Origin of the sequence: Pseudomonas saliphila, from assembly GCF_008638345.1 — a bacterium.
Lineage (GTDB): Bacteria > Pseudomonadota > Gammaproteobacteria > Pseudomonadales > Pseudomonadaceae > Halopseudomonas > Halopseudomonas saliphila.
The window spans coordinates 25,933-50,643 of record NZ_VTVA01000022.1 but is presented as its reverse complement, the minus strand read 5'-3'; the positions used below and the strand labels follow the sequence as shown (position 1 = coordinate 50,643).

Below are 24,711 nucleotides of genomic sequence, written 5' to 3'. Positions count from 1 at the left end.
CGTCCTTCCCTAGTGTTTGATGATCCGGTAGCCCAGATCATCGCGGTATTCCAAGTCATATCTGTCGTGCAGCGGCGCACCCTGCACCCCCTGCAGGCGGCCGGTTTCGTCCACCAGTGCCACGCGCAACAGCGCCTCATCCATTGCCGGATTACCAAGGTAAAAGCAGTGTTGGAGGTTGAAATCATTCAGCGTTTTCAGTTGCAAAGGCAGCGGCGCATCCTGAATCCGGACCGATACCACCTGACGCATCAGGGCTGCACTCAGTTCACGCCACTGGCGACGAGACAGTTCCGTGCGCGAACGCGGCAGGTCGAGGCTTTGACCATTCAGCAGGGTAAGCCGTGTGAGCTGCTGCTTCGGGCACCAGTCCAGCTTGCGCAGCAACAACACATCGAGGTTATCGGTTTCGCTGTATCGGGTTTGTGCCTTGATTTCGGGCAACGTCTTGCCGCTGTCGGACAGGGTGACACGCGCCAGCTGGCTGAGTGATTTGCGACCCTTACGCCAACGGGTGCCCTCGTTCAGCTCCATGAGCCAGCGCGCCATGGGGCCGGTTTCAGCGCGTTCGCAGTAGGTCTGCTCGATCAGCTCACGGATCTGCTCGGGTAGGCGAACATGCTCGCGCGATTGCCAGACTTCCAGGCTGCGACACAGTACGTAGGAGCTGTACACGAAGGCGCTGTTGCCGAAACCCTGTTCAGGCTGGTCGATTGCCGTCTCTAACATCGGTGCCAATAGCCAGGCTTCACACACGCTGCCCGCCGGACGCGGAGTATCCGCGTGCCGCCAGAGCCGCCCGAAACGTTGCAGCAACATGTCTGTAGGGGCAAAGCGCGTGACAAGGAAGTCAGCATCTATATCCAGTGATTGCTCAAGTACTTGCGTGCCGACCAATATTCGTCCGTGCGCGCCACGGTCTGCATGTCCTTGCTTGCCGTAGCACTCAACCCACAGGGCTTCCTTTTGTTGGCGGTGCTGAGGTGTGAATCGTGAGTGCAGCAGACCGCATGTGACGCCCTGCTCGCTCCCGCGTGCGGCCAGATCGAGAAAACGCTGCTGTGCTTCCGGCACGGTATTCTCGATCCACAGTACCTGTTGACCCTGCACGGCCCGGCGCAGAGCTTCCTCAACGGCATACTTCTCATCGCTTTGCAGGAGAATATTCACCACATTGCCTGGATCGCTGGCCACGGGCACTTCACGCACCGTTTTCCCTGTCGGGCAGGCTGTAATCAGCGGATACTCGCTGGCAGTCAGAGTGCAGCCAAGTACCTGCTGCCGGCGCGACTGATTGAGGGTTGCGCTAAGGATGATCACGCTGCAGTGCAACTCGCGTAGCAAGGCAACCAAGGCGTCTAAAAGAGTTCCGGTATAGGCGTCGTAGGTGTGCACTTCGTCGAGAATCACGACTTTCCCAGCCAACCCAAAGGCACGCACGAAGCCGTGTTTTACATTCATGGCCGCCATCAGCGCCTGATCGATAGTGCCTACGGCAAAGGGCGCCAGCAGGCCACGTTTGGCCTGATTGAACCAGGCGCCGCCGGGGCGCCCTTCCTCTCCCATGTCTGTTTCCAACAGCCAGGCGTTGGCATGCAGCAACAGCGAGCGGTGGCTACAATCTGGCGCGAGCACTTGCTGCAGAAAGGAGTTGAAACGGTCATAAATCTTGTTCGAGGTAAGCTGGGTTGGCAGTGCAAAATAGATACCGTTCGCCTGCCCTGTGTGCATCAACTGGTAGGCGGCGTAGAGAGCCGCCTCGGTCTTGCCCACCCCCATTGGTGCCTCAAGCACATAAACGCCCGGTCCATCGACCTGTTCAATCAACAGCTGTTGTGCCGGGCGCGGAGCAAAACCGAAAACGGCTTCGAATGACAGACCCGATCTGAAGGTCGGCGGGATAAAGCCTGCACTATCCAGCGCCTTGTCGATGCTTTCAGTCCAAGACAAGGAAGGATCTTCAAAAAACTCGCCCGAACCTATCCAGTCCGCAACCGAGGTCAGCCCAGCCAGCAGACGAGCCTGGGGCAGCGAAGCAATCTGCGGCCAGTCTGCCTGCAGAGCTGACTTTAAAAATGCCACCAACCGCTCGCGCTCTTGCTGCCAGGGTGGACCACCGAAATTTTCGTCGTTCGCACGCAAACCGGCTACTGGAGGGGAAAAGCCATGATGTTGTCCGAGTATTTCCGGAATCAGGGTCGGTACCTGCAACGCCTTGGTCGTAACCTGACTGACCCCGGCATGCCCTCCCCAGCTCGATTCCAGTTGCGGATTGATCTGCTTAAGTGCTGGAAGTCCTGCAATCGAAACAGTACAGGCTCGCCGCAGCTTTTCGTAAAAGGTCGGGCTGACCTTGCCGATGTCATGTGCAGCGGCAACCAAATGGGCACCCTGCGGATAAAGGCACTCACGAAGACTGGCGGGTTGGCGAGCGATCAACGCCTTGGCAACCTCACCAACGATCTGACAATGTTCTGGTACCGAGCGGCCAAGGCTAACGCCCTGTTCGTCAACAAACGTCTTGGCGGGACACTGCTGAAACGGAATAACCTCTACCGCTTCCTTGCTCAAAACCCTAGGCCGCAACATCCTTTTACTCCTTCTCTGGTACTGCACCCTACCTTCGGCCACGAGCTTGCGTAAAGCGAATGAGACAAGGATCACATAATCGAGCGACTTAATGCGTCGCGGGGGCCCAAGCGTGTCGACCGCAGCTGACTAACATGTCTCCTCCGTGAGTCCATGACCAACAACTTTCCTGATCAATTGGCCAGCTTTTTGCTTGACCAATCCCTGAGTGCGAATCGCCGAAAGCGAATGGCATGACCAAAACAGATATCAGGAGATGTGCGATGAGCTTGAAGCAGAAACTGGCCTTAGCGGCTGCGTTGGCTTTTTCGACCCAGGTGCTGGCGGATGATCCACTGAAAATTGGCTTCGTATATGTCGGCCCCATTGGTGATCACGGATGGAGTTATCAGCATGATCAGGGTCGGCTCGCGGTTGAGAAACATTTTGGTGAGGCGGTGCAGACCACCTATGTGGAGAACGTGAACGAAGGCGCGGATGCGGAGCGTACGATCCGCCGGCTGGCTCAGGCTGGCAACGACCTGATCTTCACTACGTCTTTCGGTTTCATGAACCCCACCGCGCGTGTGGCGGCGGACTATCCGGACAAGACCTTTATGCACGCCACCGGTTACAAGCAGGCCGATAACCTGGGCAGCTACCTGTCCGTCACCTACGAAGGCCGCTATGTCACGGGCACGGCGGCGGGTCTGGTGACTGAATCGGACACCATCGGCTATATCGCGTCATTCCCTATTCCGGAGGTTATCCGCGACATCAACGCTACCTATCTCGGCGCGAAGGCGGTCAATCCTGACGTTGAGATGAAGGTGGTGTGGGTGAATACCTGGTTCGATCCGGCCAAGGAGGCGGATGCCGCCAATACGCTGATGGATCAGGGCGCCGACGTGATCGTTCAGCACACCGATAGCCCTGCTCCGCTGCTCGCGGCGAAGAAACGCGAAAAGTGGGGCGTGGGTCAGGCGTCTGACATGAGCCACTTTGCTCCCGAGGCGCACCTGCTGTCGGTGGTCAACAATTGGGGTCCGTACTACATCAAACAGGTCCAGGCCGTTATGGATGACAGCTGGAAATCAGAGGACTACTGGGGCGGCATTTCGGACGACGTGATCAAGATCGCCGCGATCAGCGACCGTCTGACTGAAGCGCAGCGCACTCAGGTTGACGACCTGATCAAGTCCATTGGTAGCGGCGATTTTCACCCCTTCAGCGGTCCTCTGAAGAACCAGGCAGGCGAGTTGAAGGCGAAGGAAGGCGAGCATTTGAGCCAGAAGGAGCTCGCTGAGATGAACTGGTACGTTGAGGGTATTGAAGCCACCATCCCGCAATAACGCAGGTCCGCTGTTGCATCACCCAAGGCCCCGGCACTACGCCGGGGCTTTTTCGTTGCCCAGATTCAATACTTATGCCCGGTACGGCTGCCCCATTTGAGAACATCTTCCAATGAGGTTGCTTCCGGACTGTGCAAAGCGCGGTGGATTAGTTAAGCAAGGCCCAGCTTCTGGAGCATCGAGTCTCAGCATCATCGATCAGGTTCGGGACGCAAGGCTCTGAGCGGGACATCTGACCGCCCTACTCCGGGGTTTGCTTTAGACTTGATGAACTTCGGGAAAAGAGAGGTGAGCTAGAAAGGTTTTCGAGCAGCCAGCACAGAGTCGCAGGCTGTGCTGGCTGGTAGGGCTAAGCCGACCGTCGATGGCATGGATGCCATCGCTGAGCTACAGGGACGTACTTGCCGCGTGTCGGCGTGCCCTGCCAGTCAGTATGGCCCCGCACCAAGCCATCAACCAGATCCGAAGAATCAGAAAGCGATTTCCGACCCACGCGTGGCCCAACGCGTCATGCGCCGCTCAACCAGGGCGAACACCTCATACATCGCCACACCCATGATGCCGATCACCACCAAGCCGGCAAACACCAGCCCCATGTTCATGGTTGAGCTGGCGGACATCATCAGATAGCCGATGCCCAGGTTCGAGGCGACTGTTTCAGAGATTACCGAGCCAACGAAGGCCAGGGTAATGGCCACCTTGAGCGAGGCGAAGAAATAGGGCATCGAGCGCGGCAGTGCGACTTTCTTCAGGATATCCAGCTTGCTGGCACCCAGGGAGCGCAGCACGTCCTGCAGCTCAGGCTCCAGCGTCGCGAGCCCCGTGGCCATGTTCACCACCACCGGGAAGAAGGAGATCAGAAACGCCGTCAGGATCGCCGGCACCGTTCCAATGCCGAACCACACCACCAGCACCGGCACAAAGGCCACCTTGGGAATACTGTTGAAGCCTACCAGCAGCGGATACAGCGCCTTGTAGATGATCGGCGATGAGCCGACCAGAATGCCCAGCAACAGGCCGAACACCACCGCCAGCGCGAACCCGGCCACCGTGGTAAAGAGTGTTTGCAACGCATGCTGCATGATTGGGCCGCGGTACTGCAGCCAGGCTGCCCAGATGTCGCTCGGCGCGGGGAACAGGTAAGTGGGGATGGTGAAGGCGAAGCACACCAGCTCCCATAACAGGGTCAGGGATACCAGTAGCAGCCAGGGGGACGCCTTGATCAGCAGGCGTTTGCGTTGGGCACGGGTCATGATCTGGTCTCCCGGATACGGCCGATATGATCACGCAGCTCGAATACCAGCTCGGCGAACTTGTCGGTGTAGGTCACGGCGATGTCCCGCGGGCGCGGCAGATCGACTGTTTTGCTCGCCAGAATGCGCCCCGGCCCCTTGCTCATCACGTAGACGGTATCGGCGAGGAACACGGCTTCGCGCAGGTCGTGGGTCACCAGTACCACGGTGAAGGGCTGCTCCTGCCAGAGATCGCGCACCATGCACCAGAGCTCTTCCCGGGTGAAGGCATCCAGCGCGCCGAAGGGCTCATCAAGCATCAGCAGGCTGGGTTTGTGAATCAACGCGCGGCATATCGAGGCGCGCTGCTGCATGCCGCCGGAGAGCTCCCAGGGAAACTTGTCCTCGTTGCCCGCCAGCCCGACGCGCTTGAGCAGCGCCCGACCCATCTCCTCGAATTCGGCCTTATCCTTGCGGAAGCGGTGGCGGTACTTCTTGACGATCTCCATCGGCAGCAGGATGTTCTCCAGCGTGGTGCGCCAGGGCAGAAGGTTGGAGGCCTGAAAGGCCATACCCACGCCTTCCTGCGGTCCGTTAACCTGATTGCCGCCCAGGTAGACCTGACCCTCGCTGGGTGGCGCCAGACCGGTGACCAGTTTCATCAATGTCGACTTGCCGCAGCCGGAGGGGCCGACGACAGCAACAAACTCGTTCTGCTTCACACGCAGACTGACGTCTTCGATGGCTAAGGGGCCGTCATCGCCATAGCGCATGCTGACGTTCTCAAAATGAACCAGATCCATAGGCTCTCCGGAATTGCACAATACAAGGGCCCGCAGCGCGAGCCCTTGTAGGGATGGTGGGTGGTATCAGTCGACCTTGCGGTCTTCAGTTGCCGGCAGGAAGCTATCGTCGAACAGGTTGGCAAGCTCCGGCGAGGCGGTCAGACCATAGGCCGATACCATGCCGTCAAAGGCGCGCGCCAGACGCTCAGCATCAACGCTGCCCAGGCCATTGGCGCGGGTTTCATCGGTGACCACGTAGGTGTCGAAGGCCAGCTTCAGGCGGCGCAGCTCCAGCGCTTCATCGATCAGCGCGTCCTGCTTCTTGACGTAGGCAATGGCCGCTTCTGGATCGGCCAGGGTCTCCTTCACGGCGCGGTTGAGGGCGCGCAGGAAGCCGCGCACAGCCTCGGGATTGGATTCCAGCAGGTCGTTACGGGCGATGATGGTGTTGCCGTAGAACTCCACGCCATGGTCAGGATATTTGAGCGCGACAATGTCCTCCGGCTTGACGCCGCGGGACTCGAGGTTCAACAGGCTGGTGAAGTAAAAGCCGGTGATGCCGTCCAGCTGCCCGCGAGCGAGCAAGGTTTCACGCAGGGCCGGCTCGACTGACTGCCAGTCGACCGCATCCACCTCCAGACCGTTGGCCTGAGCAAACGCCGGCCAGGCCTTGCGGCCACCGTCGAACACCGGGGCGCCCAGCGTCTTGCCTTTCAGGTCCGCCGGGCTACTGATGCCGGACTTCTTCAGCGCGAACACCGCAGCCGGCATCGCGTTGTAGAGCATGTACACGCCGGTGACATCGGTGCCGGGGTTGTTGGCGGTGGTTTCGGTCAGTGCGCTGTAATCGGCAAAACCCATGTCGTAGCTGTTGGAGGCCAGGCGCGTGACCGCACCGGCGCTGCCGCTACCGGAATCGATGGTCACGTTCAGGCCTTCTTCCTCGAAGTAGCCCTTGTCGCGGGCCAGCAGGAAGGGCGCGGAGGGTCCTTCGAAGCGCCAATCGAGGGTGAAGCGAATATCGGTGGCCGCCTGGCTGGCCATGCTCAGGGCCAGGGCACCGACGCCGGCGGTCAGCGCCAGCCCCTTGGACAGACGCTGGAAAAGTCCGCTTTTCGTAGAATGTTCCTTCATGCCTTACCTCGTCTCTGGAATGTTGCTACATCGTTGCTGATGCCAGGCGCAGCGCCTGAACGGTTCACAACTTCCAGAGCAATAGGCGTACCACTTTCAACGCTTTTACCGTCAACTCCCTACAAAGCTGACCAAATGGTCGAGTCAGGCATCCAGGTGTCCTGCCCGGCGCGAGACACCTTCTCCACACGCCAGCACGACCGCCCCATCAGGGGGCATTCTGGTTCAACCACTGCCCCAGTTGGGCGCGCTCCTGCTCCGTCATGCCCGTCATGTTGCCGAGTGGCATGTAGTGCGTGTCGACCGCGGCCTGACGCACATTGGCCCCGTGCTGAAGCAACCCAGCCAGGTCATCAAGTGCAATGCCGGCGGGTGCCGCCTGGAAGGCCGGATGTTCAGGTGAAGCGGCGTGGCAGGCAACGCAGTGGTTGCGCACAATGGTGGTTGCCGCCGCGTCCGTGACCGCAGGTGAGTCCGCCCTGACCTCCCCGCCAGTGCGCGGCGCGGGTGCCACCGCCCAGATCAACGCCAGCGTCAGCAGTGCACTGATAATCAGGATCGATGGCCGCGTCACGCCGTGGTGGCGCAGGTTGAAGAAGTGCCGGGCGAAGGCCGTGATGAAACCAATCGCCGCCAGAATCGCCCAGCCGTGGGCGTGGCTATACAGCATCGGATAGTGGTTGCTGATCATGATGAAGATGACCGGCAGCGTCATGTAGTTGTTATGCACCGAGCGCAGCTTGGCTCGCGCGGCGAGTTGCGCGACGCGGGCGCCCGGCTCCTGCCCCTTCTCGATGGCATCCACCAGCGCGCGCTGCGCCGGCATGATGCCGAGAAAAACGTTGGCGACCATGATGGTCCCCACGACCGCGCCCACATGGATGTAAGCACCGCGGCCAGCAAATACCTCAAACAGGCCCCAGGCGACCAGCACCAGCAGGCCGTATAGTACCGCGCCAAAGGCCAGGCCGTGCCGGGCCAGCGGACTGCGAATCAGCGCCTCGTACACCAGCATGACCACCGCCAGCGTGCCGAGCCCGATGGCGATCGCCCCGCCGGCGCTCAACGCCGCCTTGCTGGTGTCGATCAGATAGCCGGGGTTGCCGACGTAATACACCGCAAACAGCAGCGCCATGCCGCTGATAAAGGTGCTGTAGGCCTCCCATTTGAACCAGTGCAACTCGCCGGGCATCTTCTCCGGCGCCAGCTGGTACTTGGCGACCTCATAGATGCCGCCGCCATGGATGGCCCACAGGTCACCCTTGATGCCCTTGTCCTTCTTCCATTGCGGCGGTTCGCGCAGGTGGTTGTCCAGCCAGATGAAATAAAACGAAGCGCCAATCCAGGCTACGCCGGCAATGACATGAAACCAGCGGATGATCAGACTCAGCCACTCAGCCAGGTACGCATGCATTCAGTGCAACTCCTTGTGCAGTATCACGATCGTACCGGCACTGGCCGGCGACATAGGTGCGTTGGATGGCGCGGTCATCACCGAGGATCATCAGATCAAAGAGGATGCCCTGCAGATCGGCCGCCTTGGTGCCTTTCATCTTCAGCATCGGGCTGGCGGTGCGGTCCAGGACCAGAAAATCAGCGTAATTTCCGGGCTGCAGATTGCCGGTCTGATCGGCCTGATGCAGCACCTCAGCATTGCCCAGCGTGGCCATATAGAAGGCCTGGAAAGGGTTCAGCGATTGCTGGCGCAGCTGGCATACCTTGTAGGCCTCGGCCATGGTGGTCAGCATCGACAGGCTGGTGCCACCGCCCACATCCGACGCCAGCCCCACGCTCACCCCCGCCGCCCGCGCACTGGCCAGATCAAACAGGCCGCTGCCGAGGAAGGTATTGGAGGTCGGGCAGAAGGCAATGCGCGTACCCGTTTCCCGCAGGCGCTGGCGATCGCGGTCATCGATATGAATACCGTGAGCCAGAACGCTGGTCGGCCCGAGCAGCGCAAAGTGGTCGTACACGTCCAGATAACTCTCGCAGTCAGGAAACAGCTCCTTGATCCAGGCAATCTCGGCGTGGTTCTCGGCCCAATGGGTCTGCATCAATACGCCCGGGTGTTCGGCCAGCAGTCGACCGGCCAGCGCCAGCTGCTCGGGGCTTGAGGTCGCAGCAAAACGCGGGGTGACCGCATAGCGCTGACGGCCAGTGCCATGCCAGCGCTCAATCAGCCGGCGGCTCTCGATATAGCTTGTTTCAGCGGTATCACGCACTCCATCGGGCGCGTGACGGTCCATCATCACCCTGCCAGCAGTGACAGCCATATTGCGCGAATGGGCAGCGGTGAACAGGGCCTCGGTGGCAACTTCGTGCGAGGTGCTGAAGACCAGCCCCGAGGTGGTGCCGTGCGCCAGCAGCAGGTCAACGAAGAGTTCGGCCCGCTCCGTTGCCCAGCCGGCATCAGCAAAGCGCGCCTCCGCTGGAAAGGTGTAGGTTTCCAGCCAGTCGAGCAGTTGCGTGCCGTAACTGGCCATCACCTCCAGCTGCGGCATATGCACGTGAGTATCGATGAAACCCGGCACGATCAGACTGTCCGGCCAGTGTTCGAACGCACTGCCGGCGGGCAGCTGCGCAAGCAAGGCCTCGGCCTCCCCCACCGCTAGAACGCGGCCGTCGGCAATGATCAGCAGCCCATCTTTCAAATACTCATAGCTGGTCGGGTCGGGCACACCCACTCCGGGTTCAGCAAGAAAATGCAGCAGCGGTCCCCGCACTGCGGTGCAACCCTTGTGGATCGGTTGCGCTGGAATCGTCGCTAGGCTCATCAGCTACCCCGGTACGTTGAATAGCCCCACTGGTTCAGCAATAGCGGCACGTGATAGTGCCCTGCGGGATCGCCAAGACGGAAGCTGATAGTCACCCAGGGATAGAAGCACTCCTTGCCCTGGGCGATGAAATACCCTTCGGTGTCAAAACTGAGCCGGTATACACCCGCCGAGAAATCGTTGCCGAAGCCATTCATGACGCGACCGTCCTGATCGGTCGTGGCAGTGGCGATGTGCTCCCAGCCGGACTCACCTTGCAGTTCCAGCACGACGCGTACGTCGGCGGCAGGTTGTCCGCTACCGAGATCAAGAATATGAGTGGTGACGGGGCTTTTGCTCATAGCAGTTTGTCCAATCGGATATGGGTAATTTTTGCCTGCTCGGCACTGGCAATGTCGATTTCCGTTTCCCGGGAATTGGGCAGACGGGCTTCAAGCAGCGTGAGCATTTGCTGGGCGCTCTTGCCGGTGGCGCAGACGATGAAGATGAAGCCGAACTTGTTTTCGTAGGCCTCGTTGTCCTCCTTCAGGCGCTGCAGAACCTCTTCCGGAGCCGACTGGGCACCGGACTGTTCGCCACTCGCCAGCGCTTCGGTACTGGCATACTTGCTGCGCAGACTGCTGATGTCGCCGATCCTGGGGTGCGCCTCGAAGGCCGCCAGCCAGTCGGCTTCGGTCAAAGACGACCACAGCGAGTGAGCGGCGCTGTGCAACGACTCCATCGACTGAAAGGGCCGCATCTCGACCATTGGCCTGGCCCAGGCGTCCGCCGCGCAGCAGTCGCGAAACAGGGTCAGCGCCGCGTCCTCAGGCAGCTGATTAAGCTCTTCAAGGGTCATTGCGCCTCCACAGGTTGAGTCGGGGATGTAGCTTCAGGGCCTGGCAGTAACGCCTTCAGCTCGGTCCATTTGATGCCGCGCCGTCTGGCTTTAGGCTGGTCGATCGCGGCCAGTGACAGCAGCTCTGCGCATATGGATACCGCGACCTCCATCGGTCGCTTGCCGGGCACGTCGCTGCGCCCGACCGGGCAACGGATCGCAGCGATCTGCTCGGCGGTGTAGCCCCGGTGTTCCAGCCGCAGCCGGAAGCGTTCGGCCTTGGTCTGTGAGCCAATCAAGCCGATGCTGGTTGCGTTGCCCGCGTCCAGCAATGCGCGGCACAGCTCGTAATCGAGCTGATGATTGTGCGTCAGAATCAACACGTGGCTGCCGGCGCACAGGTCTTTGGCATCGCCCACTGGATCGTCCGTCAGGTGCTGCCGCACGTTGGCAGACAGTGCCGCCGCCTCAGGAAAGGCGTCGGCCCGGGAATCGACCCAGACCACCTGCCAGGGCAATTGCCCCATGATGGTCGTCAGCGCACGGCCCACATGGCCTGCACCGAATACCACCAAACGCGCCTCGCTGCCGGGCTGGCCCTCGAGCAATACCGACACGCTGCCGCCGCAACATTGCCCAAGACTCGCACCCAGCGGAAAGTGTTGCAGCTGCGTTTCATAGCGGCGCGCAGCAAGTTGTTCGCGCGCGCGGGCCATGATCTGGAACTCCAGGTGGCCACCGCCGATGGTGTCGTAACTCTGTTCTGCGGTAATGACCATCTTGCTGGCCGGCTCACGTGGCACCGAGCCTGCCACGCCCAGCACAGTCACCAGCACGTAAGGCTCGCCGCGCGCTTCGCAGTCGGCGACGGCCTGATACCAGAGCATGCGCTTGTCCATTACCGGTCCTCCTGTTTCGCTGCCAACCAACTATGCGCCGCGTTCACCGCGCCGAGCATCCGCTCGGGCGTGGCCGGCGTATCCAGTGGCGGGCTAAAGCGGTAATCGGTCAGACTGGCAACCGCATCGCGCAGCGCGCACCAGACCGAGATGCCCAGCATGAACGGCGGCTCACCCACGGCTTTGGAGCGGAAGATGGTCGCCTCGGTGTTCGGGCTATTCTCCAGTAACTGCACGCGGAAATCGGCGGGCGTATCGGAAATTGCAGGGATCTTGTAGGTCGCGGGACCGGTCGTCAGCAGCCGGCCTTCCGGGCTGTACACCAGTTCTTCGGTGGTCAGCCAGCCCATGCACTGAATGAAACCGCCCTCGATCTGCCCCATATCAATCGCAGGATTAAGCGACTGCCCCACGTCATGCAGGATATCCACACGGGTGACCTTGTATTCACCGGTCAGGGTGTCGATCAGCACCTCCGAGCAGGCGGCGCCGTTGGCGTAGTACAGGAACGGATGGCCATGGCCTTTGGCGTAATCGAAGTGAATCTTCGGCGTGGAATAAAATCCCGAGGAGGACAGCGAGATACGGTTCATGTAGGCGGTACGTACGAAGGTGCCCCAGCTGACCCGCTGCTCGGCCATGACTACTTCGTTGTTCTCGAAACGCACATCACCGAACTTGCATGACCAGTGCTCCGCCGCGAACTCAATCAATCGGGCCTTGATCTTCTCGCAGGCATCCAGCGCCGCCATCCCGTTCAGATCGCTGCCCGAAGAGGCTGCGGTCGGCGAGGTATTGGGCACCTTGTCGGTCCGCGTGGCCGAGACGGCAACGCAGCTCACGTCCACCTGGAAGGCCGACGCAACGACCTGGGCAATCTTGATATAGAGCCCCTGGCCCATTTCGGTGCCGCCGTGGTTGATATGGATACTGCCGTCAGTGTAGATGTGCACCAGCGCGCCGGCCTGGTTCAGATGCGTGGCGGTGAAGGAAATGCCGAACTTGACCGGCGTGAGTGCCAGCCCGCGTTTAACCACCGGGCTTTGTGCGTTGAACGCGCTGATCTGCTCACGTCGCGCCTGATAATCCGAGCTGGTTTCCAGCTGGCCGATCAGCTCAGCCAGCACGTGCTGCTCGATCCGCTGGCCGTAATGGGTAATGTCCCGGCCTTCGCCGTACAGGTTGCGCTTGCGCACTTCCAGTGGATCGAGGCGCAGATAGCGGGCGATGTCGTCCATGGCCTTCTCGATGATCATCATCCCCTGCGGCCCGCCAAAACCGCGAAACGCGGTATTGGATACCGTATGCGTCTTGCAGCGGTGGCCGGTTACCCGCGCCTGATCGAGAAAATACGCGTTATCCGCATGGAACATGGCGCGGTCGACGATGGCATCGGACAGATCCGGTGAATAGCCACAGCGTCCGGCAACCATGATATCGGCGCCGCGTATCACGCCCTGATCGTCAAAACCCAGATCGTAGGTGTTGAAGAAATCATGCCGTTTGCCGGTCTGCACCATGTCATCGGCGCGCGACAGTCGGTACTTCACCGCCTTGCCGGTTACGTTTGCCAGCAGCGCAGCGACGCAGGCGAGCGCGGCGGCCTGCGTCTCCTTGCCGCCAAAACCGCCGCCCATCCGCCGTACCTCGGCCTGCACCGCATGAATCGGCAGACCCAGCACTTCGGCGACCAGCTTCTGCACTTCGGAGGGATGCTGGCTGGAGGTATGCACGAACATGCCGCCATCTTCGGTGGGCTCAACCAGGCAGGCCTGGCCTTCCAGATAAAAGTGCTCCTGGCCGCCGACCTCCAGCTGACCCTGCAGCCGGTGCGGCGCTGCAGCCAGCGCCTGATCGGGATCGCCGCGCAGATGGGTATTGGTGGGACGAACGAAGAGTTCCTGCTCAAGGGCCTTGGCGATTGTCAGGACCGGCTCGAGCAGTTCGTATTCGACCTTGGCCAGGCGCGCCGCTTTGCGCGCTGCGGTGTGGCTGGTGGCAGCGACCGCAAAGATCGGCTGGCCGACATGCTCGACAAGCTCGCCAGCCAGCACCGGGTCGCCTGGGAACACCGGACCAATGTCGGTATGGCCGGGTACGTCGTCAACTGTCACCACCGCAATCACGCCCGGATAACTGCGCACCGCGCTCAGATCCATCGCCACAATGCGCGCATGCGCATGCTGGCTATGGCCGACCGCGGCGTGCAGCAGCCCCTCCGGCTCGGGCAAGTCATCAATGTAGCGGGCCTCGCCGCGCACGTGTTTCCAGGCACTGTCGTGCAGGGCGCTCTGCCCTGCCAGACCGGTCGCCACCGCTGGCTGATGAGCGGTTTCGCTTGGGAGTCTACGCATGAGGGGTCACCGAAAGCAGAGGTTTGGCGTTGGCGCCGGCGCGGTGTTCCAGCAGCGCGCGACGCAGCAGATTGCCGGCAATCTGGCTCCGATAGCCGGCGGAGGCGCGTGCATCGGATAGCGGCGTGAAGTCCTGCGCCAGCGCCTGGATAGCGGCGCTGACGGCAGCGTCATCAAAGGCCTGACCGCGCAGAGCGGCTTCGGCGGACTGTGCACGCTTGGGCGTGGCGGCCATGCCGCCATAGGCCAGCCGGCAATCAAGGATCTGGTTGCCGGCAAAGCGGAACCAGAAGGCCCCGAGTACAGCGGAGATATCGTCATCCAGCCGTTTGGACACCTTGTAAATAAACAATCGGTCGTCCTGCCCGGGCGTCGGTATCTGCACACTGCGAATGAATTCCTGCGAGCGTAGCGCGGTATTGCGATAGCCCAGGAAGAAGTCATCCAGCGCCACGCGGCGTTCGCCCTCGGCGCTGTCCAGCACCAGTTCGGCGCCCAGCGCCAGCAACGGCGGTGGCATGTCGCCAATCGGCGAGGCATTGGCAATGTTGCCGCCGAGCGTGCCGCGGTTGCGGATCTGCAAGGAGGCCAGGCGATCCAGCAGCGGGCCGAATGCCGGCCAATCGCCTACCAGCAGATCAGCCGCACGGGTGTAGGTCACCGCTGCGCCAATCTCAAGCACGGATTCGGTTCTGCTCAGCCGCTGCAGCTCCGGCACCCGCTCCACCGCCACCAGATGCGGTACATCGAGAAGCTGCTGGGTGATTTCCAGCGCCAGATCGGTGGTGCCAGCCATCAGCCGCGCCTCAGGATTTTCTGCCAGCAGTTCCCGCAGTTCAGCCAGCGATACCGGTGCATGAAAGGTGCGGCCCGATGCATGGGTCAGGGATACCGGCTGCGCGTCGACAGGCGTCTGTGCAGCATTAACAAAGAGGGCGTCGCCTTCCCAGGCCGCCGATTCATCAATGATCGACTGACGTCCGGCTTCGATGATGGGCCGGTAACCGGTACAGCGGCAGAGGTTGCCGGCCAGCGCTTCGATCAACCGCTCCTGATCACAAGCGCGCCCTTCTACTGTCACCTCGCGGTGCAGCCCGACCATCGACATGATGAAACCCGGCGTGCAGAAGCCACATTGCGAGCCATGACATTCGACCATGGCCGTTTGCACCGGGTGCGCCGGCTCATCGCGCAGCGCGTCCACCGTGACCAGATGGCGACCGTGCAGGCTGCCAATCAGAGCAATACAGCTATTGATGCTCTGGTAGTGCGTTTGGCCGTCTTCTTCCGACGTACCGAGCAATACCGTGCAGGCTCCGCAGTCGCCCGAGGCGCAGCCTTCCTTGGTACCTGTGAGCCGCTTTCTGGTGCGTAGCCATTCCAGAATGCTCAGATTTGGGTCAACTCCTTCGAGGAGTTCTGCTCGCCCGTTCAGATAAAATTCGATCACTGTTGTCTCCGGATCCCGACATCGTGAAGTGTTACACCGCTTGGCGCCCCTAGGTTCCGCAAGGGTGGCGGGACATTCACCCTGACCTCTGCAAAAAACTGACCACTTAGTCCGAAAACCGATTTTTTTGACGACGTGACGCTATTGGCAAGCAAATTGCTTTTAGCCAAATGTTGATTAACTGGTCAGTTAATTTGAGGCTAAGGATGGGAACATGGCGAGTACCGCGCGTCTGGAATTGGTGAATATCGTCAAGCAGTACCCCGGGTGCCGGGCGAACGATGGTGTTCACCTCAGGGTAGCCGCTGGCGAAATTCATGCGCTGCTCGGGGAGAACGGCGCAGGCAAGAGCACCTTGATGAAGGTTATCTACGGTGTCGTTCAGCCCGATGAAGGAAGTGTCATCTGGAACGGTACGCCCACCCTTATCCGGGGTCCACGTCACGCACGTGATATCGGCGTGGGGATGGTCTTTCAGCACTTTTCCCTGTTTGAAACCCTGACCGTCGCGGAAAACATTGCTTTAAGTTTGCCAGCAAGCGAAGCAAGGAACACCCGCAAGCTGGAGACGCGGATTCGGGAGGTGTCCACCCGCTATGGGATGGCGCTGGACCCGCGGCGCCATGTATCCAATCTGTCGATCGGCGAGCGCCAGCGCGTTGAAATCGTGCGCTGTCTGATCCAGCAGAGCGCCCTGCTCATCCTGGACGAACCCACCTCGGTATTGACGCCGCAGGAGGTGCAGATACTGTTTCGCACCCTGCGCCAGCTGTCGGCGGAGGGCTGCAGCATTCTGTTTATCAGCCACAAACTGCAGGAAGTCCGCGATCTGTGCCACACCGCCACTGTGATGCGCGGCGGCAAGGTCACCGGGTCCTGTGTGCCCTCCGAGGTATCGGTGGACGATATCGCGCGGATGATGGTCGGCAGCGACACCCCACTTTCCACGCAGGCCACGCCCTCCCGACCCGGGGACGTGCTGCTCAGTGTGCGCCAGCTCAGCCATGCCACCACGGACCCGTTCGGCACCCGTCTCGACGCTATCGATATGGAGCTGCGCGCCGGCGAAATCGTCGGTATCGCCGGGGTCGCGGGCAACGGTCAGGATGAGTTACTCCGCGCGTTGTCCGGCGAGCGCCGCAGCGAAGTCGGCCGGCTGTTCATCGACGGCAAGGATATAGGCCAGGCCGGCCCCGCCCAGCGCCGGCAGGCTGGTGTGGCCATCGTGCCGGAAGAGCGCCTCGGGCGTGGCGCCGTGCCGGGCATGTCGCTGGTAGCCAATACACTGCTGACCGCCTATGGCCGCGGACTGGTCAAGCGCGGCTGGGTGCGCAGTGCCAAGGTCCGCGAGTACACCGCGCGTATCCGTGAGCGCTTCGATGTGCGCAGCGCGAGCATCGATAGCACGGCGGCCAGCCTGTCCGGTGGCAACCTGCAAAAATTCATCATCGGCCGCGAAGCATTGCAGCAGCCGCGCCTGATGGTCGCCTCCCACCCTACCTGGGGCGTCGATGTCGGCTCGGCAGTGGCCATCCACGAAGCCCTCATACAGCTGCGTGATCAGGGCGCAACTGTATTACTGATCTCCGAAGATCTGGACGAGCTGTATCAGCTGTGTGACCGCATCGGCGCGCTGTGTGGCGGTCGCCTGTCACCACTGGTACCCACCAGCGAACTGGGCATCGAGCAGCTGGAGCAATGGATGGCCGGGGAATTTCCGCGGTCGGATACCCCCGAATTGGCAGCGGAGGTGATCCATGCTGTCGCTTGAACGGCGCGCGGTCGATTCGCGCTTAATGCAGTGGGGTTCGCCCGTACTGGCGTTGCTGCTCACCATTCTTACCGGTCTGGTGTTGTTCTGGGCCCTGGGTAAAGACCCACTGGCCGCCCTCGGTTTCTTCTTTCTGGTCCCTTTAAGCGATACCCACGGCTGGGCCGAACTCGGTCTGAAAATGGCGCCGTTGTTGCTCTGCGCGGCAGGGCTGACGGTGTGCTACCGCACGCGCATCTGGAACATCGGCGCTGAAGGTCAGTTCCTGATGGGTGCGCTCTGGGCCTCGGTGGCCGCGCTGAAATTGAGCGACGCCACCGGATTCTGGGTACTGTCGGTGGTGCTGGGTGCTGGCATTATCGCGGGCGCGCTCTGGGCCTGGCTGGCCGCTGTATTGAAGACGCGCTTTCACTGCAACGAAATACTGACCACCATCATGCTCAACTACATCGCGCTGAACCTACTGCTCTATGCAGTGCACGGTCCGCTGCGCGATCCGATGGGTTTCGGCTTTCCGCAGTCCGAGATGTTTGCCGCCTCTGCGCTGTTGCCCTCGCTGATCGACGGGACCCGTTTGCACATCGGTTTGTTGTTCGCGCTCTTCGCTGCCGTGGCGGTCGGCGTGTTGTTTACCCGGACCTTTATCGGCTTCCAGCTCAACGTGCTCGGGCAGGACAGCCGCGCTGCCGCCTTCGCCGGCTTCGGTGAAAAACGGCTGATCTGGCTGGCCTTCCTGATTGCAGGCGGGCTTGCCGGTCTGGCTGGCGCCTCGGAAGTATCCGGCCCCATCCGCCAGCTGATCCCGCAGGTGTCCCCGGGTTACGGCTACACCGCCATCATCGTGGTGTTCCTGGGCCGCATGCAGGCGGTCGGCATCATCCTCGCCAGTGCCCTGCTTGCCCTCACCTTCATGGGCGGCGAAATGCTGCAGATCGCGATGAACATGCCCAAGGCGATAACCGGTCTGTTCCAGGGGCTGTTGTTGTTTTACCTGCTGACCTGCGATGCCTTCATCCACTACCGCCTGCGCCTGCGTCGTCCGCTGTCGAGTGTGGCCATCGGGCAGGAGGTCTGACATGGATACGCTACTGATTACCAACATTCTGGCCGCGACCATCATTGCCGGCACACCCCTATTGCTGGTGGCCCTCGGTGAACTGGTGTGCGAACGCTCCGGCGTACTCAATCTGGGCCAGGAAGGCATGATGCTGATGGGCGCGGTGATGGGCTTTATCGCCGCTGTCACCAGCGGCAGCCTGGCCGTCGGGGTGCTGGTGGCCATCCTTGCCGGAATCGTCATGTCGCTGCTGTTCGCGCTGATGGCGGTCACCCTGGCGGCCAATCAGTACGCCGCCGGTCTGGCACTGACCATCTTCGGCACAGGCTTGAGCGCCTTCATCGGCAGCAGTTATGTCGGCCAATCCATCTCTGGCTTCCCGAAGATTGCCATTCCCTATCTGTCCGACATCCCGGTGCTGGGGCCGGTGCTGTTTCGCCAGGACCTGCTGGTCTACCTCTCGCTGCTCCTGTTCGTGCTGGCCTTTATCTTCCTGCGCTACACCCGCGGCGGCCTGATCCTGCGCGCCGTGGGTGAATCTCCCGAAGCCGCCAACGCCAATGGCATGCGTGTGCTCGCGGTGCGTTACCTGGCGGTGGCCTTCGGCGGCGGCATGGCGGGCCTGGCAGGCGCTTATCTGTCGCTGGCCTACACCCCGATGTGGACTGAAAACATGACCTCAGGCCGCGGCTGGATCGCCCTGGCACTGGTGGTATTCGCCACATGGAAACCCGAGCGCGTATTGCTCGGAGCCTACCTGTTCGGCGCCGCGAGCATTTTGCATCTGGTACTGCAGGGTCTCGGCTGGCGCAGCTCCACCGAGCTGCTGGCGATGCTGCCCTACATCGTGACCATCGCGGTGCTGGTGCTGCTGTCCTGCAATCCAGCGCGTACGCGCCTGAACACCCCTTTATCCATCGGCCAGCCTTATCGGCCAAGCAAGTGAGCTGTAGTACCCCTGTGCCAACCAGAGAAATAACCACATCAAGGATATGACCATGAAAGTATTGAAGAAAACGTTGCTGGCAGTCTGCGTCGCAGCCTCCTTCGTCCCTGCTGCTCAAGCCGAGAAGTTCTTCTCCGACTCGAGCATCTCTGTGCTCTACAGTGATGATTACGAGGCGTTCGGCCCGCAGCAACGCACCGACACCTATTTCACTTTCGAGAACGCTACTGGCCACAACTGGGGCAGCACCTTCTTCTTCGTAGACCGCAATCAGGGCCACGGCAAGGATACCGACTCCAATGACCTGTACGGCGAATTTGCGCCAAACATCAGCCTCGGCTGGCTGACGGGGAACGACCTGAGCTACGGCCTGGTCAAGGACGTGACCTTGTCCGGCCAGTACGAAATGGGCGGCGGGACTGACGTTCATAACGTCATGCTGGGCCTGGGTCTGGACTGGAACATTCCCGGTTTGCAGTACTTCGGCACCCGGGCCTATCACGTCAACAATAGCGAAACGGACAACGACTATCAGCTGACTGTCGTCTGGGGCGCACCCATGGAATTCGGCGCCACCCGCATCCTCTTCGACGGCTATATCGACTGGTCCAGCGCCGCCGATGATCACAAGTCGGACTTCCACTTCAACCCGCAGTTGAAACTGGATATCGGCAACTACTTTGGCAGCCCGCACGTGTTGTACGCAGGGATCGAGTATTCCTACTGGAACAACAAGTACGGCCTGGGTGATGCCGTAATGGACACCGAAAGCGCCACAAGCGCCCTGATCAAGCTGCACTTTTGATCAAGCCAGGGAGTTCGGCTACCGTCGAACTCCCTACCGCCTAAAAGTGACGAGACAGGTATGAGCACCCAGACCCGAACTCGAGCTCGAACAAAAACCTATCGCCCCGGACGGATTCGCGAGCGCAACCGCGAAATTATTCTGGCTGCTGCGGAGAAGGAGTTTGCCCAGCACGGTTTTCGTGGTGCGACGATACAAAACATTGCCGAACGCGCAGAGCTGCCGAAATCCAATGTGCTCTATTACTTCAGCAACAAGAACGAAATCTACAGCGCCATGTTCGACGACATCATGACGCGCTGGAATGAAGTATTCAGCTCGGTGTCGCCGGAAGACGACCCCGCCACAGCACTGGCTACCTTCATTCGTACCAAGGTCGAACTATCGCGCACCCATCCTCTGGCTTCCCGTCTGTTCGCGCTGGAGATCATCCAGGGCGCGCCGTTTCTGATGGACCACCTGCGCGGCACCATGCGCGACTGGGTCCGCGGACGAGCCACTGTGATCCAGCGTTGGGTAGATGAAGGCCGCATGGCCAAGGTCGATCCGGTGCAGCTGATCTTCCTGATCTGGTCATCCACCCAGCACTACGCCGACTTCCATATACAGATCCTGATGGTGGAAAACAAAGCCGAATACGAGAAGCTCGATTTCGATCATGCGGCCAACTTTCTGACTGAGGTGATTCTGCGTGGTTGCGGTCTGGAACCCCCACCATGAACGGGTCCAGCCGAGCACAGGCGTCTCAGCGTCATCTGAAATCAATCATGCTCGGAGGCTAATCGATGCAATCGCTACCCATCATTTCTGTCGCAGGCCTGAATAGTCCTGACCCCGTCGACCGTGCCCGGGTCGCCGCTGAACTGGGCCGCGCCTGCCGTGAAGTCGGTTTCTTTTATGTTGTGGATCATGGAATACCCGCAGAGCGCATCCAGCGCGCATTCGGTGATGCCCAACAGCTGTTCAAACTCCCGCTGCGGGACAAGCAAGCCATGTCCATCAAGCTGTCCCCGCACAACCGTGGTTACGTCGCAATGGCCGATGAGCGGCTGAACCCGCGGGCCGGGGCAGACATGAAAGAAGCCTTCAATATCGGCACAGAGTTCGCTGCCGATCATCCAGACGTACTGGCGGGTAAACCCTTTCGCGGCGTCAACTTCTGGCCGGAGCTTGCGCAGTGGCGGGACCGGATGCTGGCGTACTTCAACGACTGCCTCGAACTTGGGCGGTTGCTGCACAAGGGTTTCAGTATCGATCTGGGTCTGGCTGAAACGCACTTCGATAAGCATCTGGCCCAACCCGTCGCCACCCTGCGCCTGCTGCGCTATCCCGCCAGCGCCCACAAGGAGGCGCGCGCCGATGCCGGAGCCGGCGCACACACCGACTACGGCAACATCACCCTGCTGGCCACCGATGAGGTCGCCGGTTTGCAGGTGCTGACCCGTCAGAATGAATGGATCGAAGCACCCTATGTTCCCGGTGCCTATGTGTGCAATATCGGCGACTGCCTGATGCGCTGGAGCAACGACATCTATCTGTCCACTCCGCACCGGGTACGCCCGCCTAAGCGTGAGCGCTACTCCATCGCCTTCTTCCTGGAGGTGGACCCCGATGCAGTCGTCGACCCGCGCGATGTAGTGCCCAATGCGCAGCCGAAATATCCGCCAGTGACCTGCGGCGAGTACCTTGCGGCCCGACTCAACGCCACCTACGCCCACCGCCAGCCCGGCGCTTGATATGCGGACTGTCATCACGGCGGCCACAGGTAGCGAGCTGCGCGGCTTAATAGAGCGCCCGATCCCAATTCACACATGAATCGGCGCTCGACCGGTTTGAGGGCAGCCAGCGCTGACGACGATCCTGGTATAGCTATACTTGGCGTTCAGTGGTGGGCAGACCGCTGCTCTGAATTGCCTCACCCTGCTCTGCCGGAAGGATGCCTATGCCTATCCACAGACCTCGTCAGTGTTTGCTAGCTCTGTTGTTTATCAGTATCGCCTGGATGACCGGTGGGCCCGTTGCAGCCCAAGACCCCGCGCCGGAAGCTACTGACGAAGCAACAGAGGAGCAGCCAGCGATACCCGCAGACCCGCTGGGGCGAACGACCCCGCGTGGAGCCTTCGGCGGTTACATCCATGCGATGGCCGAGGAAAGCTACGACGAGGCAGCCGAATATCTGGATCTGTCCGGGCTGCCGCGGCGAATCAGCCGCCAGGGCGGCGCTGAGATTGCCCGTCGTTTGCGCATAGCGTTGGATCAGGGCGGCGATGTACAACCGTCAGTGGCACTCAGCGACCAGCCCGAGGGCAAGCTCAATGATGGGCTTGCCCCGCATATGGAACGAATCGGTTCGGTTACGCTGCAGGACGAGGTGGTACCGCTGTACCTGGAGCGGACCCAGGAGACCGACGAGCCGCTATGGCAAATCTCCTCGGAGACGCTGAAATACCTGCCTGAAAGCCTCGATGAAAACCTGAGCACCACCGTGGATCAGCTTTTGCCGAGTGTTCTGATTCAGCGTAAATGGCAAGGCGTGCCGATTGGTCACTGGTTGGCCATGGTGCTGCTGGCGGTCGTCACGTATGTGATCGCTAGGCTATTCGTCGCGGCGGTAATCGGTGCGGCGCGGCACGTACTGAAACGGCGTTTCCCGAACTATCCGGCGGGCCTGGTCCAGGCCTTCGCCCAGCCGATTCGGGTGTATCTGGCCGTGATGCTATTCGTCGCAGCCGCCCAGCGCGCAGGGATTTCGATTATTGTCCGGCAATATTTCAGCCAGGTGATTGTGCTGGTCGCCTGGTTCGCCATCCTGCTGTTGGCCTGGCGACTGATTGATGTGATCGCCGACGGACTGCTTTCGCGCATGACGCGCAGAGCCAACATGGGTGCGCTATCCGCCATCATGTTCTTCCGCCGCAGCCTCAAGGTGTTGCTGGTTGCATTGGGTACGATCAGCGTACTGGATATCATCGGCTTCGATGTGACGACAGGCCTGGCCGCGTTGGGTATCGGCGGTATCGCCATCGCCCTAGGCGCGCAAAAAACCGTCGAAAACCTGGTCGGCGGCCTCAGCCTGATTCTTGATCAGCCGGTAAGAGTGGGCGACTTCTGCAAGGTCGGGGATACCCTCGGTACCATTGAGCAGATCGGTATGCGCTCGACCCGTATCCGCACCCTGGATCGCACCATGGTGGTGATTCCCAACGGAGACCTGTCGGGGCAAGTCATCGAAAACTACGCGCACCGCGACCGCTTCTGGTTTCACCCTGCGCTGGGCTTGCGGTACGAAACGACCCCGGATCAGATCCGCTACCTGCTGGTCGAGATTCGCTCAATGTTGTACGCACATCCGCAGGTCGATCCAGATCCGGCGCGGGTACGCTTCGTCGGGTTCGGCGCAACCTCGGTCAATCTCGAAGTGTTCGCCTACGTGTTGGCAAAGGACTACGACGATTTCCTGGAGATTCAGGAAGATCTGTATCTGCGTATCGCCGATATCGTCCAGGAGAGCGGAACCGGTTTCGCCTTTCCATCACAAACGGTTTATCTGGCTGGCGATACCGGAGTGTCCGAAGACAAGTCGCGCGCTGCCGAAGCAAAGGTCAACGAATGGCGGGAGAGCGGCGAACTGCCTCTGCCGCGCTTCGCGCCCGAGCGTGTCAATGAACTCAAGGGCAGCATTCCCTACCCGCCGCCGGGCTCAAGCAGCAAGCGTCGATGAGCTGGCTGCAGCACAAGGCGCGGGGTGATCTTCTACAGGTCAGCAAGGCGAAGTGGGGGAACAGCGAAGCTTATAAACAACAAAGCCCCGATTTGCGGGGCTTTGAAGCTAATATCTGCCGGAGAGAGAGTCCGCCGCCGCCCATGCATATTCACACATTTTTATGCACGATCGCACACTAAGCAACTGAATTACATGAATATATTAGAAATAAGATGGTTCCTGGCGTCTCATCCAGTCCCGTTTAATCCCACTGCTAATGTTGGGTAGGATGTTGGGTAGCTGGGCTAGAAAGCTGCTCTCAAGGTTCGGTCCAGACGAATTACGTTGGCCAAGACTAGCCATAAAATACCCGGCCCCGGGTCACGCTCTACCATACCCACCTTGCTGACTGCGCTGCCCAACCAGTTTCTTGCTGTCGATTTGAGCGACCAGCGATCTGCTCATTCTGTGCAGCTCTTCCAAGCTGGGTGGAATCGTCCGGAAACCTTCCTCTTTTCGAAATGCCAGAGCTAGACGAGGCCGCACCATGGTATTAGCCCACTTCGTTGCGCACTATAGGTTGTAGCCCTATAGTGCGCAAAGAGGCTTCATGCTCTCTTTTACGGAGCAGTCGTTATGGAAGATCATGAAGCGTTTGGAACAGTCCTCAGGCGATTCAGGAAACAGCGCAAATTGGCCCAAGAAGCATTCGACACAGTCAGTAGCCGCACCTATCTCAGTGCGCTAGAGCGGGGACTGAAGAACCCGACTATAGACAAGGTAGGGCAACTAGCCGCAGTGCTCGAGGTTCACCCGCTTTCTCTGTTTGTGGCTACATATCTTGAAAAAGACAAAGCGCTCAGTCTCGAAGAGCTGCTGCGCCAGGTGCGCGAAGAAATCGAAGCGCTCGACAAACCGCGATAGCGGTATCACGCAGTGCAGGCCTACCGGACTACTAAACGAAGTTTATCTGTAATTAGTCTCCCCGAACCCTTGCCACCTCACCGTACGCTTCCCATTCAGGGAGATTACCCGTCGATCTGGTTGCTCAACGGAATGCAAGG

Annotated in this window: 20 protein-coding genes; 9 read left to right on the top strand and 11 right to left on the bottom strand. The window is 60.5% G+C overall.

Annotated elements, in window-relative coordinates:
- Positions 1–9 precede the first annotated feature (9 nt).
- Entirely contained in the window at positions 10–2,589 is a 2,580-nt protein-coding gene (gene cas3, locus FHK95_RS18225; protein WP_150306072.1) for a CRISPR-associated helicase Cas3', read from the bottom strand.
- A 263-nt stretch (positions 2,590–2,852) separates the two neighbouring features.
- On the opposite strand from cas3, the gene FHK95_RS18220 reads away from it, so the two are divergent.
- Positions 2,853–3,920 (top strand): BMP family ABC transporter substrate-binding protein, encoded by a 1,068-nt coding sequence (locus tag FHK95_RS18220; protein ID WP_150306071.1) that lies wholly within the window; start codon positions 2,853–2,855, stop codon positions 3,918–3,920.
- A 470-nt stretch (positions 3,921–4,390) separates the two neighbouring features.
- Here the strand turns inward: FHK95_RS18220 and FHK95_RS18215 are convergent, their stop codons facing one another.
- From FHK95_RS18215 to xdhA, 10 genes are all read right to left on the bottom strand, one after another.
- Positions 4,391–5,173, bottom strand: a complete 783-nt coding sequence (locus FHK95_RS18215) for an ABC transporter permease (RefSeq protein ID WP_150306070.1) — start codon at positions 5,171–5,173, stop codon at positions 4,391–4,393.
- Positions 5,170–5,955 (bottom strand): ABC transporter ATP-binding protein, encoded by a 786-nt coding sequence (locus FHK95_RS18210; protein ID WP_150306069.1) that lies wholly within the window; start codon positions 5,953–5,955, stop codon positions 5,170–5,172. Before FHK95_RS18210 ends, FHK95_RS18215 begins: the two co-directional genes overlap by 4 nt.
- Positions 5,956–6,021: 66 nt before the next feature.
- A complete protein-coding gene (locus FHK95_RS18205) occupies positions 6,022–7,071 on the bottom strand; it encodes an ABC transporter substrate-binding protein (RefSeq protein ID WP_178114843.1) in 1,050 nt (349 codons plus the stop codon).
- A gap of 208 nt (positions 7,072–7,279) precedes the next feature.
- Positions 7,280–8,485 (bottom strand): urate hydroxylase PuuD, encoded by a 1,206-nt coding sequence (locus FHK95_RS18200; RefSeq protein WP_150306068.1) that lies wholly within the window; start codon positions 8,483–8,485, stop codon positions 7,280–7,282.
- Positions 8,466–9,845 carry a guanine deaminase gene (gene guaD / locus FHK95_RS18195; protein WP_150306067.1) on the bottom strand — a complete coding sequence of 460 codons (1,380 nt, stop codon included), beginning with the start codon at positions 9,843–9,845 and terminating at the stop codon, positions 8,466–8,468. Before guaD ends, FHK95_RS18200 begins: the two co-directional genes overlap by 20 nt.
- Positions 9,845–10,186, bottom strand: a complete 342-nt coding sequence (gene uraH, locus FHK95_RS18190; RefSeq protein WP_150306066.1) for a hydroxyisourate hydrolase — start codon at positions 10,184–10,186, stop codon at positions 9,845–9,847. Before uraH ends, guaD begins: the two co-directional genes overlap by 1 nt.
- Positions 10,183–10,683 carry a 2-oxo-4-hydroxy-4-carboxy-5-ureidoimidazoline decarboxylase gene (uraD, locus tag FHK95_RS18185; protein ID WP_150306065.1) on the bottom strand — a complete coding sequence of 167 codons (501 nt, stop codon included), beginning with the start codon at positions 10,681–10,683 and terminating at the stop codon, positions 10,183–10,185. Before uraD ends, uraH begins: the two co-directional genes overlap by 4 nt.
- Positions 10,680–11,561, bottom strand: a complete 882-nt coding sequence (xdhC, locus tag FHK95_RS18180) for a xanthine dehydrogenase accessory protein XdhC (protein ID WP_150306064.1) — start codon at positions 11,559–11,561, stop codon at positions 10,680–10,682. Before xdhC ends, uraD begins: the two co-directional genes overlap by 4 nt.
- On the bottom strand, positions 11,561–13,915 hold the full coding sequence (gene xdhB, locus FHK95_RS18175; protein WP_150306063.1) for a xanthine dehydrogenase molybdopterin binding subunit: 2,355 nt from the start codon (positions 13,913–13,915) through the stop codon (positions 11,561–11,563). The genes xdhC and xdhB overlap by 1 nt, the downstream gene beginning before the upstream one ends.
- Positions 13,908–15,365 (bottom strand): xanthine dehydrogenase small subunit, encoded by a 1,458-nt coding sequence (gene xdhA, locus FHK95_RS18170; protein WP_150306062.1) that lies wholly within the window; start codon positions 15,363–15,365, stop codon positions 13,908–13,910. Before xdhA ends, xdhB begins: the two co-directional genes overlap by 8 nt.
- A 214-nt stretch (positions 15,366–15,579) precedes the next feature.
- Between xdhA and FHK95_RS18165 the strand changes: the two genes are divergently transcribed.
- The 8 genes from FHK95_RS18165 (at position 15,580) to FHK95_RS18130 (ending at position 24,571) form a co-directional block, all read left to right on the top strand.
- On the top strand, positions 15,580–17,136 hold the full coding sequence (locus FHK95_RS18165) for an ABC transporter ATP-binding protein (protein ID WP_150306061.1): 1,557 nt from the start codon (positions 15,580–15,582) through the stop codon (positions 17,134–17,136).
- Positions 17,123–18,211, top strand: a complete 1,089-nt coding sequence (locus tag FHK95_RS18160; RefSeq protein WP_150306060.1) for an ABC transporter permease — start codon at positions 17,123–17,125, stop codon at positions 18,209–18,211. Before FHK95_RS18165 ends, FHK95_RS18160 begins: the two co-directional genes overlap by 14 nt.
- Position 18,212: 1 nt before the next feature.
- Complete coding sequence (locus FHK95_RS18155) at positions 18,213–19,139, top strand: ABC transporter permease (protein WP_150306059.1); 927 nt, start codon at positions 18,213–18,215, stop codon at positions 19,137–19,139.
- 52 nt (positions 19,140–19,191) lie between these two features.
- On the top strand, positions 19,192–19,944 hold the full coding sequence (locus FHK95_RS18150; protein ID WP_150306058.1) for an outer membrane protein OmpK: 753 nt from the start codon (positions 19,192–19,194) through the stop codon (positions 19,942–19,944).
- A 60-nt stretch (positions 19,945–20,004) separates the two neighbouring features.
- On the top strand, positions 20,005–20,664 hold the full coding sequence (locus FHK95_RS18145; RefSeq protein WP_150306057.1) for a TetR/AcrR family transcriptional regulator: 660 nt from the start codon (positions 20,005–20,007) through the stop codon (positions 20,662–20,664).
- Between the two features lie 65 nt (positions 20,665–20,729).
- The gene (locus FHK95_RS18140; RefSeq protein WP_150306056.1) at positions 20,730–21,680 is read left to right on the top strand and encodes an isopenicillin N synthase family dioxygenase; all 951 of its coding nucleotides are present in this window, start codon (positions 20,730–20,732) and stop codon (positions 21,678–21,680) included.
- 206 nt (positions 21,681–21,886) lie between these two features.
- Entirely contained in the window at positions 21,887–23,665 is a 1,779-nt protein-coding gene (locus FHK95_RS18135) for a mechanosensitive ion channel family protein (RefSeq protein ID WP_150306055.1), read from the top strand.
- 618 nt (positions 23,666–24,283) lie between these two features.
- Positions 24,284–24,571, top strand: a complete 288-nt coding sequence (locus FHK95_RS18130) for a helix-turn-helix domain-containing protein (protein ID WP_150306054.1) — start codon at positions 24,284–24,286, stop codon at positions 24,569–24,571.
- Positions 24,572–24,711 lie beyond the last annotated feature (140 nt).

Bases quoted from the DNA above. Each gene is read 5' to 3' on its own strand.
- uraH (WP_150306066.1), bottom strand. From the start codon at position 10,186: ATGAGCAAAAGCCCCGTCACCACTCATATTCTTGATCTCGGTAGCGGA.
- FHK95_RS18140 (WP_150306056.1), top strand. From the start codon at position 20,730: ATGCAATCGCTACCCATCATTTCTGTCGCAGGCCTGAATAGTCCTGAC.
- guaD (WP_150306067.1), bottom strand. From the start codon at position 9,845: ATGAGCCTAGCGACGATTCCAGCGCAACCGATCCACAAGGGTTGCACC.
- FHK95_RS18130 (WP_150306054.1), top strand. From the start codon at position 24,284: ATGGAAGATCATGAAGCGTTTGGAACAGTCCTCAGGCGATTCAGGAAA.
- FHK95_RS18205 (WP_178114843.1), bottom strand. From the start codon at position 7,071: ATGAAGGAACATTCTACGAAAAGCGGACTTTTCCAGCGTCTGTCCAAG.
- FHK95_RS18160 (WP_150306060.1), top strand. From the start codon at position 17,123: ATGCTGTCGCTTGAACGGCGCGCGGTCGATTCGCGCTTAATGCAGTGG.
- FHK95_RS18155 (WP_150306059.1), top strand. From the start codon at position 18,213: ATGGATACGCTACTGATTACCAACATTCTGGCCGCGACCATCATTGCC.
- xdhC (WP_150306064.1), bottom strand. From the start codon at position 11,561: ATGGACAAGCGCATGCTCTGGTATCAGGCCGTCGCCGACTGCGAAGCG.
- FHK95_RS18165 (WP_150306061.1), top strand. From the start codon at position 15,580: ATGGCGAGTACCGCGCGTCTGGAATTGGTGAATATCGTCAAGCAGTAC.
- FHK95_RS18145 (WP_150306057.1), top strand. From the start codon at position 20,005: ATGAGCACCCAGACCCGAACTCGAGCTCGAACAAAAACCTATCGCCCC.
- FHK95_RS18200 (WP_150306068.1), bottom strand. From the start codon at position 8,485: ATGCATGCGTACCTGGCTGAGTGGCTGAGTCTGATCATCCGCTGGTTT.
- FHK95_RS18150 (WP_150306058.1), top strand. From the start codon at position 19,192: ATGAAAGTATTGAAGAAAACGTTGCTGGCAGTCTGCGTCGCAGCCTCC.
- FHK95_RS18135 (WP_150306055.1), top strand. From the start codon at position 21,887: ATGCCTATCCACAGACCTCGTCAGTGTTTGCTAGCTCTGTTGTTTATC.
- FHK95_RS18220 (WP_150306071.1), top strand. From the start codon at position 2,853: ATGAGCTTGAAGCAGAAACTGGCCTTAGCGGCTGCGTTGGCTTTTTCG.
- FHK95_RS18215 (WP_150306070.1), bottom strand. From the start codon at position 5,173: ATGACCCGTGCCCAACGCAAACGCCTGCTGATCAAGGCGTCCCCCTGG.
- uraD (WP_150306065.1), bottom strand. From the start codon at position 10,683: ATGACCCTTGAAGAGCTTAATCAGCTGCCTGAGGACGCGGCGCTGACC.
- xdhB (WP_150306063.1), bottom strand. From the start codon at position 13,915: ATGCGTAGACTCCCAAGCGAAACCGCTCATCAGCCAGCGGTGGCGACC.
- cas3 (WP_150306072.1), bottom strand. From the start codon at position 2,589: ATGTTGCGGCCTAGGGTTTTGAGCAAGGAAGCGGTAGAGGTTATTCCG.
- FHK95_RS18210 (WP_150306069.1), bottom strand. From the start codon at position 5,955: ATGGATCTGGTTCATTTTGAGAACGTCAGCATGCGCTATGGCGATGAC.